Raw genomic sequence first — 15,293 nt, forward strand, 5'->3', positions numbered from 1 at the left:
TTATTTCCATTGTACGGGTGCGTACCCGGCAATCCAGAATGCCAAGACTTCATCCAATTCCAAGTTACGGATTTTCAAAACCCGGTTATTTGCCAGCTCCAGCCTTTCCTGCGCTTCGCTGACCCGGGTTGTAATGATGCGAACCAGACCCCTCTCTTCCAAAGAAGATTCCACAACACCGGGAATACTCTCCGGCCTTAAGTCTCCTTCATACCAGACTTCTTTCCACTGATCGAGCACCATATCTTTCTCGGCCATCCCCAGCGACTGACCCCGGTGCATCAACACGATGTAATCTGCAAGCCTTTTGACTTCATCCGCAATATGTGTAGCAATCAGAATCGTGGTGTCTCCCTCAGCCATGAAGGTACGGAACTGCTCGACCATCACTTTCCATGCAAAGGGGTCCAATCCTGATGAAGGCTCATCCAAAAGCAATAGTCTTGGGCGAGCTGCAATTGCAGCAGCAATCTCAAATTTCCGCCGTTCTCCCTTGGACATCTTGTTCAGCTTCACATCGACAGGGACTTCCATATCGTGAATCAGTTGGTCGAACAACTTCATATCCCAACGCGGGTACCAGTAGGCCCGAAAATTAGCTGCTTCCTGTGCAGTAATCCGGTTCTCTTCGAGCCCAGCGTTGTCAGCCACAAAACCGATCTGTTGTCTCAGTTCAATGGGAAGAGGCCCCTCATGTTCCATCCCAAACCATATAATCTGCCCTGCATCTGGCAGCACCACTTGTTGTAGCATGTTAAGAAGTGTGCTTTTACCTGAACCGTTATGACCGAGAATTGCAACTACATACCCTTCCGGGATGGTCAGATCGATCGGGCCAACAACTCTGCGTTTTCGCATTTTGGATACGCCATTCAACTGAACTGCGATGGGTTCCATGTATGAATCACTCCCTCACTTCGAGTAAACAGCCTTCAGGACTTCCCGGAACAGAATCTCCAGTTCTTCTTCCGTACATCCTACCGATTTTCCAGACTGCACCGCTGCCTGCATCGCTTCCTGCGCGGCCTTCAATCTATAATTTTCTCTGTCCCCTGCTTCTACCTGGGCCACAAATGTACCTGTCCCCTGCTTCGTACGAAGCAGCCCTTCATTCTCCAGATCCTGATAGACCCGTCTGACCGTTATAACACTGCAATTCAGTGATCCGGCGAATTCGCGAATGGACGGCAAATGTGTTCCCTCCTCCAACTGACCCGTAACAATTAACGATCTTAACTGATTTTCAATTTGGTGATATAAAGGTTCAGCACTATTTTCATTAATTTGAATGGGTATTTTCACATCTTGCACCTCGCCCTCCGGTACACTCCAGTCTGTTACCTGTCCGTGCCGGTTTCATCCTGTATTCATTTTTGCGTTCATCCCTCATACCGTTAACTCAAATCCCGAGTGGAAAGTTTCTTCAGCGTCAATCGACTGAAAAGCCATAATCCCGCTATGCCAGCCACCAAAGCAACCCACATCATCGGGGAAAGCAGCCCCCATGATTTACTCATATCAATTACAATCGAAAATCCGTAATTGCCCGACATCCGGATCAGCAAGGATATGATGATCGTAAGCGGCAAAAACAGCGAACTGAGAAGCAAATATTTTTTGCCACTGTTCAGAAACTCTCCGTAAATATATAAGCCTGTCATGAGAAGTCCGTAACCTGTACAAGTTAGGCCAAAGGCCAGGTACTGATCCCACCGGAACCCTTCCTCGTGCAACCCAACCACATACAGTGATCCATAGAAAAAGATACCATTATACGTAAACGCCATCAGAGACTGCTGAAGTCTCGACCACATCACTGTTTCGTTTGGAATGGGAAGTCTACGATAGTAGGCCAACATCTGTGTATAGGAATCCTCCTGTATGTAACGGAAAGATCGTCTGCTGAACAGAAACCCCTGAAATGGCACCATGATCAAAAAGAAAGTATCTACAACAGGATTAATGAAATCTATATTTTGTTGTCCTAATAACAGCACACCACTCACGCCACCAGTGTATATCATAAAAATGGCAGTCCAAAGCCATTGGAGCTTATCCTTATTCATCTCGCTGCGGGTCAGCCACCAAGCCTGCTTCCATTCGTTCATATCATTGCCTGCCTTTCCATCTCGACTGTGCTCACTGTATATATCAATATACACAGTATACAGACCACTCCCTATTCCCGTCAACTCCTTATTTTCCTGAATCAGGAAGAATGGATGGGATTCATGTTAGAGTTACGATAAAATAAAACTTGATTCTGAAATTACAATGATTCATTGTAATTTCATTTGTTCAATTTATAGAGATACTACAGTGCTACATAGAAAGGATTGATTCACTTATGGATTGGCTGGTGGAGATCGGGTTTGTGCTCCTCTTCCTTATCGTGGTTGTCTGGCTCATTGTTCGTGATGAACCCAAACGGCATTCTGCCAAAAAAGGCAGACATCGTGTGAGGCGTAACAGCGGCTACACCGACTCTTCTCCGACATACCCGGTCATTACCAATGATGACTCCTACTCTCATCATTCCAAACATTCTCATGATCACAAGCATCATGACAGTGATTCTTTTTCAGGATCGAATCACCATCACAGCAGCGATAGCGGAAGCAGCAACGACAGTGGTGGAGACAGTGGCGGTGGCGATTGAATTTAACTCCTCAAACCAAAAAAGAGCTGTATCCGATATTGTGCGAACACAATTCGGAACAGCTCTTTCCTTTTTCACGGCACCTGAAATACAGAAGAGGTCTAATCCTTAAACGAGGTTGTAGCCACTTGGCAGGCTGCGATTACTGCGAATCGCACGAATTTCGTCCAAAGTAAGCCGTTGATTGGTGGAAATCAAAGATTCCACATCATTGCCACGGATCAGATCATCCAAATCTCTCAAATTGGTGTTCCCGCGATAGACACGGAATCCGCCTTGAAAGTTAGGTCGCGTAAACACAACCAACGTTGCATTCGAACTTGTCGAGAAGAAACGCAGGCTCTCCACCCCGCCCAGGATGTTGTCCAGATTACGGAGACCCGTGTTACCACGATATACCCTGCTTCTTCCGCGATAATCCTCTTCTGAATACACCGTAAGGCGTGGATACGTTTGACTTACATGGACTGTTTTTTTCATTTGTTTTCCCCCTCTCGAGTTCATTCTATGAATGAATGCGAGAGGAAGCTTGGACCAATCAACGGATGGATTCATCCAGTTTCATATTTTCAAAGAATTCAATTCATTGCATTAAACACCCAGAATGATTTCCCATACCGGGCGAGTATGTCCACCAGGATACAGCAGGTACAGCAGAACGTATACAATAACGCCTGTGATCGCACTGCTAAACCAGATCATGGATGTGAATCGCCCCCAGCGGCGATGTGTCTTGAATTTCTTTTTGAACCCAAGCACCAAAGTGGAAATCCCGAAAACCGCTGCCACCGTGGCAAGGATAATATGAAAGATCAGAAATATTCGATAGAAGATCTCCATCTCCGGGTCCCCACCCCAAGCCGTATTCCCGACAAAGATGGTACGAGACATATAAATGACAAAGAACAGAAGGGCAGCAATGGCCCCTGCAATCATCGCGGTTTGGTGCGCCTCCCGTTTGCCACGGATAATTAGCACCCAGCCAATTCCAACCAGCACCGCGCTAATCACAATGAAAGAAGTACTGATCGTGGGTAGCAGAAAATACATATCCATCGTGTGTTTCCCCCTCTTGTCCAAACAAAACTTGTGTTATTTCGCTGCAGTATTAAGCGGTTCTCCCGTATTCTCTACAGGGTACGGATCATCATCATCTTCCCGTTTTTCCTTGCGGTACCATTGGAAAAAGACATACGCCAGCATGGAGACGAAGATGCCTTCCTGTATGAATTTCATCAAAATACCGCCCACCTGCTGATCCTCCTTGGCAGAGGACAGAAAGTTGAAGAACGCCGGTCCACCGAACGATCGCAGCAATGCCGTGGAATCCCCGGATACACAATACCGCATCGCCTCAGCCCATACGGCAGGATTACTGTAGGTCGCATACAACGGTTCGGAAGCAAAAATAATCAGTCCACAGGCTGGTGTCAGAAGCACCATGTTCAGAAAAATAAAACCAATCTTAGACAGCCCCGACGCTTGTCTGCCTTCCGGCAACGGATTGAGCAGCGTCCACCACATCAGCATGGAAGTAATGAAAAGTACAATGTAATACAAACGGTGAACCGTAAAATTTAACATCACGTAATCATGTACTACGGGTAGATGATATATCGAGAACAATCCGTTAAACAGCACAGCCGCCACGATTGGATGAGCCAAAAAAGATAACTGCCGTGTTGGCAGCCACCGGATGATTCCACGCCATACCCAAAGGGGCAATCCCTTCATCAGTAGCGGTGGCGCTACCAGATAGGACAGAGCCATACTCACCATATGGAAGCTGAACATTACATGACCCAGCAGATTGAATGGCCCCGCTTGTGCAAGATACAACACGGTAAGCCCAGTAATAAACATCATTTTCTGTGCAGCCGTGACTTGATCTGCCCCCTTGATCCGCTCACTGAATGGACCAACGAGCACTAGATAAGCTGCAGCAATGAGCAGAAACAATGCCATAATAAGTGGACTCCATAAATCGTTAAAACTAAAATATTGCAACCCGAGCATACGGGAAACCTCCCCGTGACCTGATTTGGTTGTTGCCTGAATCCATTGACGGATTGATCCGCCTAAAAGGGGAAAAGACGGCGACCTGCGCCGCCGCCATCTCTTTTACCACCAAACCCAATAGAGTGCCATAATGATGCACGTAAAAGCTACGAAAAATCCGAAGCACATGAACAGGATCGGCATCAAATGCCCTTTATCCTTCAAGTGCATCCAGTAACCGAGCTGTACAAACACCTGAAGGATCGCCATAACCACCAATATAATAATGGTAAAGGTCGTATTGACTCCTCCCGCGGCGGCAGCCGCGAACGCAATGAGCGTCAGGACGATGGAGAAAATAAAAACAACGACGTGTTTCTGTGGCCCTTCCGCCCGGTGACGATGCTTCACAGGCTGCTGATCACTCTTATCCTGTACCGACATGTGTTACCCCACCTTTCCGAGCAGGTACACGACCGTAAAGATAAACACCCAGACCACGTCAATAAAGTGCCAATACATTGCGGAGACGTATACTTTAGGTGCAGTTACGACCGTTAATCCTTTTCTGAACAGTTGCCCGATAATGAGCCCGATCCACATAATACCGAATGCAACGTGAGCTCCGTGGAACCCGACCAGCGTGTAGAACGCTGAACTGAATGCACTTGTAGTCATGCCGAACTCTTTATGTTTCACATATTCATAGAACTCGTAGATTTCCAGACCGAGGAATCCAAGACCCAGTACAACGGTAATGCCAAGCCAGAGAGCAAGAGCATTGCGCTTCCCCTTATGCATAGCCTGGATGGCAAATACACTTGTTAAACTGCTGACTAAGAGAATAAAGGTTGCTGCAGCCACGAGTGGCAGATGGAACAATTCATTCGCCGTCGGTCCGTCATTCGTTTGGCCACGGAGGGCCAAAAAGGTTGCGAAGAGGGTCCCGAACAATACGGTCTCGCCGCCAAGGAACAACCAGAAGCCTACAAGCTTGTTGCGTCCTTCCAGCGTTGCTTTCTCCGGCTCATGCGGCAAATTGCCGTTTACCGGTTCGGCATGTGGAGTTGTCATGTTCTAACCCCCTTCTCATCCTGATCCTCCGGTTCAATATGCCAGCCATGATCATCGTAGAGTGACCGCAGCGCCATCGCACCAAATGTAATCAGAAGGCCAATAATGACCACAATATAATGGTTAAACAATCCGTTCATAAACGCATTGCCAAAATCATCCTTGCTGAACATGAGACCAAGTCCGGCAATGAATATACCGACGGACATAACAAATGGCAGCGGAGTCGCTGATGGCATATGGATCGAACCAACAGGTTCGGCCGGTGTCATCTCCGTATGTCCAGCCATCTTTTCCTTCCAATACGCATCGATTCCACGTACCAGAGGCGTCTGCTTAAAGTTGTATTCCGGCGGTGGAGATGGGATTGACCACTCCAACGTACGGCCATCTTCCCACGGATCATTCGGTGCATCAACTGGTTTTCTCGTTGTGATCACGATGTTCACGAGGAACATGATAACCCCAACACCCATCAGGAATGCACCGACGGAACTGACCAGGTTAAGCAGGTCAAAATCCTGATTCGGCAAGTATGTAACGATCCGGCGCTGCATCCCCATCAGACCAAGGAAATGCTGTACAAAGAACGTTAGTTGGAAACCGATCATGAATGTCCAGAAGGTCCACTTTCCGAGCGTTTCGCTTAACATGCGACCGAACATTTTCGGCCACCAGTAATGTAGTCCCGAGAATAATCCCAGCACCAATCCGCCAACGATAACGTAATGGAAGTGAGCCACAACAAAGTACGTATCATGGAACTGGAAATCCGCAGGCGCAGAGGCCAGCATGACACCGGTAACCCCGCCCATAACGAAGGTTGGAACGAATCCAACAGCGAACAGGTTTGCTGCCGTAAAACGGATCTGACCGCCCCACATCGTAAAGAGCCAGTTAAATATCTTGATCCCTGTTGGTACAGCAATCAACATGGTTGAGATGGAGAACAAGGCATTGGCGACTGTTCCCAGACCTGTCGTAAACATGTGATGCGCCCATACCATGAATCCTAAGAAGGCGATCAGGATGGTTGCAAACACCATGGAGCTGTAACCGAACAATCTTTTACGTGCAAAGGTTGGAATAACCTCCGAGATAATACCAAAAGCCGGCAAAATGAGAATGTATACTTCCGGGTGCCCGAAGATCCAGAAGATATGCTGCCAGAGTACCGGGTTACCGCCACCTGCAACATCGAAGAAATTGGCCCCCAGTATTCGGTCAAACGTTAACAATACAAGTCCTACCGTAATGGCAGGGAATGCAAAAAGGATAATGGCTGATGTAATAAATGTGGTCCAGGTAAACATCGGCATCCGCATGTAGGACATTCCCGGCGCACGCATTGTAATGATCGTGGCGAGAAAGTTAATGCCCCCGATGAGTGTCCCTAGACCGGCGATCTGGAGACCTATCGTGTAGAAATCCACACCGTGCGTCCCGCTGTACTCGCTGCCAGAGAGTGGCGTATACGAAGTCCAGCCGGCATCCGGTGCCCCTCCCATCAACCAGCTCAGGTTCAAGAGCAGTCCGCCAAATAAGAACGTCCAGAAACCCAGTGCGTTAACAAAAGGGAAAGCAACGTCCCGGGCTCCAATCTGCAAAGGTACAACAGCATTCATAAGTGCAAAAATAATAGGCATAACACCAAGGAAAATCATCGTTGTTCCGTGCATCGTAATCAATTCGTTGAAGACCTGTGCCGACACAAAATCATTCATCGGTTTCATTAACTGAATCCGAATCAAAATGGCTTCAATACCGCCGATTCCGAAGAAAAATCCACCCGCAATCAAATAGAGCACGGCGATTTTTTTGTGATCGACGGTGGTGATCCAATCCATCAAGCCCCTATACCGCTTGACGCTATGAGCATGAGCCAAGGTTGTGTACCCCCTTCTTCGTCCTTGCTGTTCTATTCATAGTCCAATTTGTAGTTGGCCAGATATTCGGCAATTCCGTCGATTTCTTCATCAGTGAGTCCAAGGTCTTTCGGATTAGGCATCGTATTGCCCGGCTTCACGGATTGTGGATCATGGAGCCATTCTTTCATGTTGTCCAGCACCGGATTACCGTCTTCCTGGCCTTCGCCCTGATTCAATAGAATACCTGCCACGGATTGCTTGCCGCCGATACCTGTAAGGTTAGGCGCAACGGGCCCGCCCTGATCCCCAACTGCATGGCAAGAAAGACAGTTCGTTTTGAACTTCTCAGCCAATTGGGTGTCTTCAGGAAGTACCGCCGGAGCTTTCATTTCGTTAACCCATTTGTCAAAGGATTCCTGGCTGACCGCTTTTACCTTGAATTCCATGAAGGCATGCGATCTGCCGCATAATTCAGCACATTTGCCTCGGTAAACGCCTTCATTTGGCGCCGAGAAGCTGAACTTGTTAAGCGTTCCATCCGGGTTTGTGTCCATTTTACCCGCAAGTGACGGCACCCAGAAGGAGTGAAGCACGTCAGCGGTTTTTAATTCGAATGCGATTTTCTTTCCGGTCGGGATGATGAGGTCTTGAGCGGTGGTTACGTCATATTGAGGATAAGTGAATTCCCACCAGTACTGATGCGAGGTGACTTTGACCTGAACTGCATTTTTGTCGTTGGACAGATCTTCGCCTTGGGCAAAAATCGTTTTTACCGTCGGTACTGCCAGAACGATTACGAGCAGCAACGGAATGGCTGTCCATATTACTTCCAGCTTGAAATTGCCTTCAACCTGTTCGGGCATATCATTCTGCCCGGCTCGTCTGCGAAACCGGATCAACACATACGCAGCAATAGCAAATACAATGATGAGCACCACGATCATAATCGCAATGGACAGCTTCATCAGATCATATTGGCCTTGCGCCACAGGACCCTGAGGTTTCATTACCGACAAGTCTTCCCGCCCGCATGCGGATAGCAGCAAAGAGAACACCGCCAGCAAGGGGAGAATTCGCTTTGCAACCTGCCACTGTTTCATCATTGATCTACCCCACTTTTTTAACATTTTCGTAGATTACCGTTGTCGCCCGAAATAAACTCAATTCAGTCCATTTCAGCACGATACACGTAATCCTGTCCGACATACAGAATGCTTACAAAAATAACGCTTCCACCACTCCCGTCATTTCCTGCTAAGGGCATGTCTGCGCATTCTTCCAATTCATTCTATATGGTTCAATCACTTATTAAATATAAGTTGAGGGTATGATTTTGTCAATCTTTGGACACATGTTCACAAATTGTTCACTATATGTAAAAAACCGCACCACAACTTGATTTGTAACCGATTTCAGTTAAAAATATTACTCTCTACTTTTGAAAATTTTTGCCAAATTTCGGTGATGAAATTGATTTTTTTGCCGATTTTTCTCACATTGAAAACATGCAGTATTATGCAAAAAAGAAAAGCATGCACCAGGTTGTCTCTCTTACAACTACTGGAAGCAGCAGTATAGCTCCACACCGCCTCCTTTTAGAACCAAACGGCATGGAGCCTGAACCTAATGTACATCCCGGACACCTTTATGCAGCACCCTTACCATATTGCCATAGATACAGACGTTTAAGTCCCGTCAGTTAGTATAAGAGGACCATCACTTGTGATGGCTACCGTATGCTCATACTGGACGCCCCAGCTTCCATCCACTGTTCTCACCGTCCAGCCATCCTCATCCCATACAACCGCTCCAGAGCTGCCTTTTGTAAATATGGGCTCAATCGTAATGACCATACCCTCTGTCAGCATCATGCCCGTCCTGCGTTTCCCGTAAGGGAGGACGTTCGGAGGTTCATGGATGTATTGACCGATCCCATGACCAATAAGAGGCTTCACAATCCCGTAACGATACAGCCGTGCTGTCCGTTCAATCGCGTTTCCGATATCCCCCAGCGTATTTCCTGGCACTGCCTGTGCTATCGCCTTATGAAGCGCTCTTTCCGTTCGATTCATTAGCTTGCGTATAGACCTGCGTTGTTCACCGATCCCGTACGTCCATGCAGAATCGGCAAGCCAGCCGTCTTTGTTCACCACCATATCAATGGTCACCACATCCCCTTCGGCCAGTTTCCGGTTATTAGGGAAGCCGTGGCAAACCACTTCATTAACTGAAGCGCATGTAGCGTAAGGATAACCTTTGTACCCCTTTTGCTCAGGTGTAGCTCCTCTTTCAGCCAGAAAAGCCTCCACCCGTTCGTCAATATCTCCTGTCGTTACACCGGGGGCCAGCCACTTTTCAATCTGCTCGTGACAGCTTCGCAGGATTCGTCCTGCTTCCCGCATGTAGCCAATCTCTTCTTTCGTTTTCAAAATAGGGTCCACATGCATTCATCCTTCCTGCCATATGTGTACTTCCATGTATATGCAGCAGAAACGGAACAAAGCCCCCAAAAAGTGGAGCGAAGCTCTACAGCCTATTCTATTTCCTTTTTGGGTGAGCTGGTTATCCATTGGAAATATATACATATCATTTTTAAATCAAAAAAAACCGTCTGCCGGAGCTTAATGCCCGGGAGACGGTTCTATTCATATCGGAACAGTATAATCAGAGTTGTGTGTGTTTCAGGACACGGAAGAATCCATCTTGACAAGCTCATGCTCAACCACAGAAGTCAATTCTTCCTCGTATCCACCCGTAATCCGGTATTTTCTCACGTACTCCTTCACGAATTTTTTTGGATCTTTAGGACGGAAAATCCGAGTCATTTCCCTCAAACTTTCTTTGACCTCATTGTGACCTTTCGTTGCCATTGTAATTCCCTCCCAAAACGTTGAAAGTGAATGCTCCGTTTAGAGAATGCCGAATAAGTCTTAAATGCCATCCATGAAGTTGTGTGCGCGGCTCAAAGCAAGCTTTAGGTCGGGAACCCTTGCTGTAAGCAAGTACCTGACACTATAAATACCCGATATGATCCAGAATGAATCATAATCTTATTGTAGCATATTCGGAAGTATCTTACGACTTGACAATTTTACCTAATATTTATAACGGTTTTTATGCCCAAAAAGTTTAATTCCGAATCATATGTTATAAATACGATACTTCTATACGGAATTAATATATCCAGCATAACACTGAACTATTCGGGGGATATTATCACGGACAACCCATACAGTTAAAATACTGGGATCTAAGGAGGCGTTGTTTTATGGATCAAAAAGATCAAGAAATGCTGCCCCTTTCGCATGAAAAGGTGGAAGTGGACGGAATATATACTAACGAAGCTGGACAAGAAGAACATCTGCATCGCGGACAACAATTCCCGGCCGATCCCGTCCTTGGCAAGACGGAATGGGAGCTGACGGAATTCGCTTTTGACAACCATCACGAAGGTCGTACCGACGAGCGCTTGGTTCCCAAAGAGAATGACACCGATAAGATTGGCAAGACCACACATCCACGCAGACATTTTCAGCGTGGCGATCGTTAAAGTTTATATAATGACGCGAGAAAAGGGGCATGTTCCAGAGCAGTATTGGGAGCATGTCCTTTTGAGTTGGCATAGATACATTTCGTTCCATCGGGTTCAGTTCTGTCCACCTCCCTCATAACCTATATAAAAAGGACAAAGGAGGCTGGACCGGATGTCCCCCATGAAATCAACAAGCGGTCTGGATGAAAATATTGCCGGCATGCTCTGTTATCTGTTCACTTTTGTAGGCGGAATCGTCTTTCTGGCTGTAGAGAAACGAAGCCGATTCGTTCTGTTTCATGCACTTCAATCCGTCACGGTATTTGGCCTCATTATGGTTGGTCATGTGTTGTGTGCATTTCTCCCCCTGTTTGGGCCACTGCTGGCATCGCTGTTGTCCCTGCTTGGCGTGGTGGTCTGGCTTCTCATGGTGGTCACCAGTCTGCAAGGCAAATGGCTGAAGCTGCCCTGGGTCGGAGATTTTGCAGAGAAACAGATGCGGCATTTGTAATATGAACGTGTCTATCGGCTTCATCCCAAAGTAATTCATCCCGTGAGTCTACATAATAATCCATCTTGTTTTCGGTAAAAGAAAAAACACCGGATTTCCTCTCTAACGAGCAAGGTTTCCGGTGTTTCGTTTATTATGCCTTCAATAATGATTCACAGGATAGATGATTCATCCCCTGAATAGTTCAAGCCGTTTAACTTTAATATTCATAGCATTTATTATTTATCACATAAGGAATTTAAAGTTAACATAATATACATGTTGAAGGCGTTGAGGCCATGACAACGAGCATTCTCTTTACTTTTTAAGCCGACTTGCCGTTATCTCCTAAGATCACATCCGCTTGACGTTCAGCCATTTTGGCAGCCGTTGCTTGAGTACCCAGACCATTAAACAGCAAATTCATGAAGATCGCCGTAAAGCTACCTGCAATAATTCCGTTACCGAGCATAATCTGTGCCCAGTCCGGCGCACCAGCGAACAATTGAGGCACAACCGTTACACCCAGCCCCATGCCTACAGAGCAGGCAATGATGAACAGGTTCTCATGACGGTTCAGATCAACCTGGCTGCCCAGAATACGAATACCAGACGATACTACCATACCGAACAATGCAACCATCGCCCCGCCAAGAACAGAACCTGGAACAAGCTGTGCCAATGCAGCAATCTTCGGTACAAAGCCGATGACCACAAGCAGTCCACCCGCTACAACGATAACATCGCGCGTTTTGACACGAGTCATCTGTACAAGCCCTACGTTCTGTGAATAGGTCGTGTACGGGAATGAGTTGAAGATACCACCCAGCACAATCGCCAAACCTTCTGCACGATAGCCACGGGCCAGATCTTTGGAAGACAGGTCTTTATCCAAAATTTTGCCAAGAGCCATAAATACACCCGTGGATTCAGCCACGCTGACAATCGCCACCAGGATCATGGTCAGAATCGGCACAATCTCAAACGTCGGCGTACCAAAGTAAAATGGCTGCACGACATGGAACCAGCTCGCTTCGCGAATTGGGGCAAAGTTCACTTCACCCATAAGCCCTGCTGCCACTGTGCCCACGAGAAGGCCGATCAGCACCGAGATGGAACGAACGAAGCCTGTCGTGAACCGTGTCATCAGAATGATGAACACCAATACGCCAAATCCAAGCAGAAGATGAACACCACTACCAAAGTCCTCTGCACCCTGACCGCCGCCGAGATCGTTGAACGCAACGGGAATCAGGGTCAGACCAATAATGGTCACCACTGATCCGGTGACGACTGGCGGAAAGAGCCGAATCAATTTGCCAAAAATGCCCGAGAACAATACAACGAATATCCCTGATGCAATGATCGCACCATATATGGCAGACACGCCGCTCTTCATCCCAATTAAAATCATCGGTGATACAGCCTGAAATGCACAGCCAAGCATGACGGGCAGCCCTACTCCGAAGAAACGATTGCCCCATACCTGAAGCAGTGTTGCCATACCACAAGCGAGCAAGTCAATCGCAATCAGATAGGTTAACTGCTCCGTTGTAAAACCAAGGGCCTTGCTGACAATAATCGGCACAACGACAGCTCCTGCATACATCGCCAGTACGTGCTGGAGACCTAGCGAGAACGTTTTGATCGGATGCCGATGCCGCTGAAAAATACGTTCGCGTGCCATATTAGATCGTGACCTCCTCGTCCGCAAACGTAACTTTCCCGTCTGACAACGCCCCAATGCGAACCAGTGATTCCACACGGTATCCTGCTTCTTTCAGCAAGCGGCCTCCTGGTTGGAACGCCTTTTCAATCACGATGCCAATCCCAACTACTTCAGCACCTACTTGCTCCACAATGCGGGCCAGACCAAATGCTGCCTCGCCATTGGCTAGAAAGTCATCAATGATCAGTACACGGTCACCAGGCTGCATGAACTTCTTCGCAACTGTTATTTCATTGGTCTCCTGCTTCGTAAAGGAGTAAACTTTCTCAACCAGAATGTCTTTCGTGAGTGTAAGTGACTTCTGCTTCCGTGCAAAAATAAGCGGAACGTTGAGTTCCAGCGCAGTCATGATGCCTGGTGCGATCCCTGAGGATTCAATCGTCAGTACACGTGTAATGTTCTCCCCTTCAAAACGGCGGATGAACTCCTTGCCCACTTCCTTCATCAGAACCGGGTCCATCTGGTGGTTCAGGAATGAATCCACTTTGAGTACCTGCTCGGACAGGACAATGCCTTCCTGTATTACCTTGTCTTTTAACAATTGCATCGTAATTCTTCCCCCTGGGCGCCCTCCCGTACAGAAGCCTGCATGACCTTGATCCCCGCTGTAAAAAAACAAAAAGCCCGCCTTTTTACACGCTGCGGAAGAACCGGAGACGGGAAAAGACGGACTTGTACGTATTTGGACAAGCCGTATGGATACTGCAAGTGTAGTGTAATGGACGAGCTTGGTAACAAGTTAACTCCGAGCAAACCTCAAAACTCCCTATCCAAGAAGGGATATGAAAGGGCCTGAACATGCTTTTTCAGACACGCTGCCCGAGAATCCTCTCTCCATACCTTAAAACGTTGCAGATCTTTCCCGTAGTCCGATCATTCCGGTGATCGGGTAGAAACATGCAGGCCTATTCCTGCACATATACGAGTCGGCATATTTAATTTTTAAGCTCCATGATTCGGTACAATGTATGATCGCGAACCTGAATGTAAAAGTGTGAACGGAACTGATAATGTTAGAAGTATACCGAATCGGCGCCGTGAAATAAAGAAGTATTTTCATGGAAGTTGCGGAAACTTGTCTTAATTTGCAATAAAGGGATGATTGCTGCGGTGTTTTTATGTACAATATGAGAACGGAAGCGCGTGTCCGAACGGAGAATGGATGGAAACGCCGCCTGTATTATGAATTTATTGGGTAAAGGAGATTTGCAGACATGAAAGGCGTACTGAAGGAATTTAAAGAATTTGCTGTACGTGGCAACGTCATCGACCTGGCGGTCGGTGTCATTATCGGGGCTGCTTTTGGGAAAATTGTCACATCCCTCGTGAATGATATTATCATGCCACCTGTAGGTAAACTGCTTGGAGGTATCAATTTCAGTCAAAAAATCATTAATCTGGATCGGGATATGCGTACTGCCAGCGGACAGGAGATCACAACTCTCGCTCAAGCCAATGAGGCTGGCGCTACGGTGATTGCATATGGGCAGTTCATCAACGTGATGATTGATTTTCTCATCGTCGCTTTCTGTATTTTCATGCTGGTGAAGGGGATCAATTACCTCAAAAGCAAAGAGCACAAAAAGCCCGAGCCGCAAAAAACGACCAAGGCTTGCAAATACTGTCTGTCCGAAATTCCGGCTGCAGCTACTCGCTGTTCACACTGTACTTCAGAGCTGGAAGCTGAAGGTAACGGCGCAACGGCTTAATTGTTTCCATGCTTGAAGTGCATCTACAGTGTACCCAAACTCTATATAGAGAACAGTAGTGGATAATTGTTAATATATAAAGGCTTATGTAAAAAAACTCCTGCTTGATCTGTCCGTCATGCTTCTTCATCCGTGTTGTTGCAATCCCGCACGGGGCGGGTGGAATCAATTCGGCTTCCACATGAAAGGTCTCACCGTAAAGGTGGGGCCTTTCTTAATCTCACAAGCAGGGTA

Annotated in this window: 18 protein-coding genes and 1 riboswitch; of the genes, 4 read left to right on the forward strand and 14 right to left on the reverse strand. The window is 47.1% G+C overall.

Going from position 1 to position 15,293, the window contains the following annotated elements; translation table 11 throughout:
• From BMW94_RS14130 to BMW94_RS14140, 3 genes are all read right to left on the reverse strand, one after another.
• Complete coding sequence (locus BMW94_RS14130; protein ID WP_090999272.1) at positions 1-897, reverse strand: ATP-binding cassette domain-containing protein; 897 nt, start codon at positions 895-897, stop codon at positions 1-3.
• A gap of 15 nt (positions 898-912) precedes the next feature.
• Positions 913-1,302 carry a GntR family transcriptional regulator gene (locus BMW94_RS14135; protein WP_090999610.1) on the reverse strand — a complete coding sequence of 130 codons (390 nt, stop codon included), beginning with the start codon at positions 1,300-1,302 and terminating at the stop codon, positions 913-915.
• A gap of 92 nt (positions 1,303-1,394) precedes the next feature.
• Positions 1,395-2,108, reverse strand: a complete 714-nt coding sequence (locus BMW94_RS14140; protein WP_175480692.1) for a hypothetical protein — start codon at positions 2,106-2,108, stop codon at positions 1,395-1,397.
• 239 nt (positions 2,109-2,347) lie between these two features.
• On the opposite strand from BMW94_RS14140, the gene BMW94_RS14145 reads away from it, so the two are divergent.
• Positions 2,348-2,659, forward strand: a complete 312-nt coding sequence (locus BMW94_RS14145; RefSeq protein WP_090999276.1) for a hypothetical protein — start codon at positions 2,348-2,350, stop codon at positions 2,657-2,659.
• 108 nt (positions 2,660-2,767) lie between these two features.
• Here the strand turns inward: BMW94_RS14145 and BMW94_RS14150 are convergent, their stop codons facing one another.
• From BMW94_RS14150 to BMW94_RS14190, 9 genes are all read right to left on the reverse strand, one after another.
• The gene (locus BMW94_RS14150) at positions 2,768-3,139 is read right to left on the reverse strand and encodes a hypothetical protein (protein ID WP_090999278.1); all 372 of its coding nucleotides are present in this window, start codon (positions 3,137-3,139) and stop codon (positions 2,768-2,770) included.
• 111 nt (positions 3,140-3,250) lie between these two features.
• Positions 3,251-3,715, reverse strand: coding sequence for a DUF420 domain-containing protein (locus BMW94_RS14155; protein WP_090999280.1), 465 nt, complete (start codon positions 3,713-3,715; stop codon positions 3,251-3,253).
• Positions 3,716-3,751: 36 nt separating this feature from the next.
• Positions 3,752-4,675 carry a cytochrome c oxidase assembly factor CtaG gene (ctaG, locus tag BMW94_RS14160; RefSeq protein ID WP_090999282.1) on the reverse strand — a complete coding sequence of 308 codons (924 nt, stop codon included), beginning with the start codon at positions 4,673-4,675 and terminating at the stop codon, positions 3,752-3,754.
• Positions 4,676-4,780: 105 nt separating this feature from the next.
• Positions 4,781-5,101 carry a cytochrome C oxidase subunit IV family protein gene (locus tag BMW94_RS14165; RefSeq protein WP_076290536.1) on the reverse strand — a complete coding sequence of 107 codons (321 nt, stop codon included), beginning with the start codon at positions 5,099-5,101 and terminating at the stop codon, positions 4,781-4,783.
• Positions 5,102-5,104: 3 nt separating this feature from the next.
• Positions 5,105-5,731 carry a cytochrome (ubi)quinol oxidase subunit III gene (locus BMW94_RS14170; protein WP_090999284.1) on the reverse strand — a complete coding sequence of 209 codons (627 nt, stop codon included), beginning with the start codon at positions 5,729-5,731 and terminating at the stop codon, positions 5,105-5,107.
• Positions 5,728-7,617: a cytochrome c oxidase subunit I gene (ctaD, locus tag BMW94_RS14175; RefSeq protein ID WP_090999286.1), complete on the reverse strand. Its 1,890-nt coding sequence runs from the start codon at positions 7,615-7,617 to the stop codon at positions 5,728-5,730. Before ctaD ends, BMW94_RS14170 begins: the two co-directional genes overlap by 4 nt.
• 32 nt (positions 7,618-7,649) lie before the next feature.
• Positions 7,650-8,702, reverse strand: a complete 1,053-nt coding sequence (coxB, locus tag BMW94_RS14180) for a cytochrome c oxidase subunit II (RefSeq protein ID WP_090999288.1) — start codon at positions 8,700-8,702, stop codon at positions 7,650-7,652.
• Positions 8,703-9,284: 582 nt separating this feature from the next.
• Positions 9,285-10,046 (reverse strand): type I methionyl aminopeptidase, encoded by a 762-nt coding sequence (map, locus tag BMW94_RS14185; protein ID WP_090999290.1) that lies wholly within the window; start codon positions 10,044-10,046, stop codon positions 9,285-9,287.
• A gap of 234 nt (positions 10,047-10,280) precedes the next feature.
• Entirely contained in the window at positions 10,281-10,469 is a 189-nt protein-coding gene (locus BMW94_RS14190) for a hypothetical protein (RefSeq protein WP_017690840.1), read from the reverse strand.
• Between the two features lie 398 nt (positions 10,470-10,867).
• Between BMW94_RS14190 and BMW94_RS14195 the strand changes: the two genes are divergently transcribed.
• Positions 10,868-11,149, forward strand: a complete 282-nt coding sequence (locus tag BMW94_RS14195) for a transposase (protein ID WP_090999292.1) — start codon at positions 10,868-10,870, stop codon at positions 11,147-11,149.
• A gap of 154 nt (positions 11,150-11,303) precedes the next feature.
• The gene (locus BMW94_RS14200) at positions 11,304-11,642 is read left to right on the forward strand and encodes a DUF4870 domain-containing protein (protein ID WP_090999294.1); all 339 of its coding nucleotides are present in this window, start codon (positions 11,304-11,306) and stop codon (positions 11,640-11,642) included.
• A 304-nt stretch (positions 11,643-11,946) separates the two neighbouring features.
• Here the strand turns inward: BMW94_RS14200 and BMW94_RS14205 are convergent, their stop codons facing one another.
• Positions 11,947-13,308, reverse strand: coding sequence for a nucleobase:cation symporter-2 family protein (locus BMW94_RS14205; RefSeq protein WP_090999296.1), 1,362 nt, complete (start codon positions 13,306-13,308; stop codon positions 11,947-11,949).
• Position 13,309: 1 nt separating this feature from the next.
• Positions 13,310-13,897 (reverse strand): xanthine phosphoribosyltransferase, encoded by a 588-nt coding sequence (locus tag BMW94_RS14210; RefSeq protein WP_090999297.1) that lies wholly within the window; start codon positions 13,895-13,897, stop codon positions 13,310-13,312.
• Between the two features lie 298 nt (positions 13,898-14,195).
• A riboswitch (purine riboswitch) is annotated at positions 14,196-14,295 on the reverse strand.
• A gap of 269 nt (positions 14,296-14,564) precedes the next feature.
• Between BMW94_RS14210 and mscL the strand changes: the two genes are divergently transcribed.
• Complete coding sequence (gene mscL / locus BMW94_RS14215) at positions 14,565-15,059, forward strand: large conductance mechanosensitive channel protein MscL (protein WP_090999299.1); 495 nt, start codon at positions 14,565-14,567, stop codon at positions 15,057-15,059.
• Positions 15,060-15,293: the final 234 nt, after the last annotated feature.

Origin of the sequence: Paenibacillus sp. OK003, assembly GCF_900109515.1 — a bacterium.
Classification (GTDB): Bacteria; Bacillota; Bacilli; order Paenibacillales; family Paenibacillaceae; genus Paenibacillus; species Paenibacillus marchantiae.

Bases quoted from the DNA above. Each gene is read 5' to 3' on its own strand.
- BMW94_RS14130 (WP_090999272.1), bottom strand. From the start codon at position 897: ATGGAACCCATCGCAGTTCAGTTGAATGGCGTATCCAAAATGCGAAAA.
- BMW94_RS14140 (WP_175480692.1), bottom strand. From the start codon at position 2,108: ATGAACGAATGGAAGCAGGCTTGGTGGCTGACCCGCAGCGAGATGAAT.
- BMW94_RS14145 (WP_090999276.1), top strand. From the start codon at position 2,348: ATGGATTGGCTGGTGGAGATCGGGTTTGTGCTCCTCTTCCTTATCGTG.
- BMW94_RS14150 (WP_090999278.1), bottom strand. From the start codon at position 3,139: ATGAAAAAAACAGTCCATGTAAGTCAAACGTATCCACGCCTTACGGTG.
- BMW94_RS14155 (WP_090999280.1), bottom strand. From the start codon at position 3,715: ATGGATATGTATTTTCTGCTACCCACGATCAGTACTTCTTTCATTGTG.
- ctaG (WP_090999282.1), bottom strand. From the start codon at position 4,675: ATGCTCGGGTTGCAATATTTTAGTTTTAACGATTTATGGAGTCCACTT.
- BMW94_RS14165 (WP_076290536.1), bottom strand. From the start codon at position 5,101: ATGTCGGTACAGGATAAGAGTGATCAGCAGCCTGTGAAGCATCGTCAC.
- BMW94_RS14170 (WP_090999284.1), bottom strand. From the start codon at position 5,731: ATGACAACTCCACATGCCGAACCGGTAAACGGCAATTTGCCGCATGAG.
- coxB (WP_090999288.1), bottom strand. From the start codon at position 8,702: ATGATGAAACAGTGGCAGGTTGCAAAGCGAATTCTCCCCTTGCTGGCG.
- map (WP_090999290.1), bottom strand. From the start codon at position 10,046: ATGCATGTGGACCCTATTTTGAAAACGAAAGAAGAGATTGGCTACATG.
- BMW94_RS14190 (WP_017690840.1), bottom strand. From the start codon at position 10,469: ATGGCAACGAAAGGTCACAATGAGGTCAAAGAAAGTTTGAGGGAAATG.
- BMW94_RS14195 (WP_090999292.1), top strand. From the start codon at position 10,868: ATGGATCAAAAAGATCAAGAAATGCTGCCCCTTTCGCATGAAAAGGTG.
- BMW94_RS14200 (WP_090999294.1), top strand. From the start codon at position 11,304: ATGTCCCCCATGAAATCAACAAGCGGTCTGGATGAAAATATTGCCGGC.
- BMW94_RS14205 (WP_090999296.1), bottom strand. From the start codon at position 13,308: ATGGCACGCGAACGTATTTTTCAGCGGCATCGGCATCCGATCAAAACG.
- BMW94_RS14210 (WP_090999297.1), bottom strand. From the start codon at position 13,897: ATGCAATTGTTAAAAGACAAGGTAATACAGGAAGGCATTGTCCTGTCC.
- mscL (WP_090999299.1), top strand. From the start codon at position 14,565: ATGAAAGGCGTACTGAAGGAATTTAAAGAATTTGCTGTACGTGGCAAC.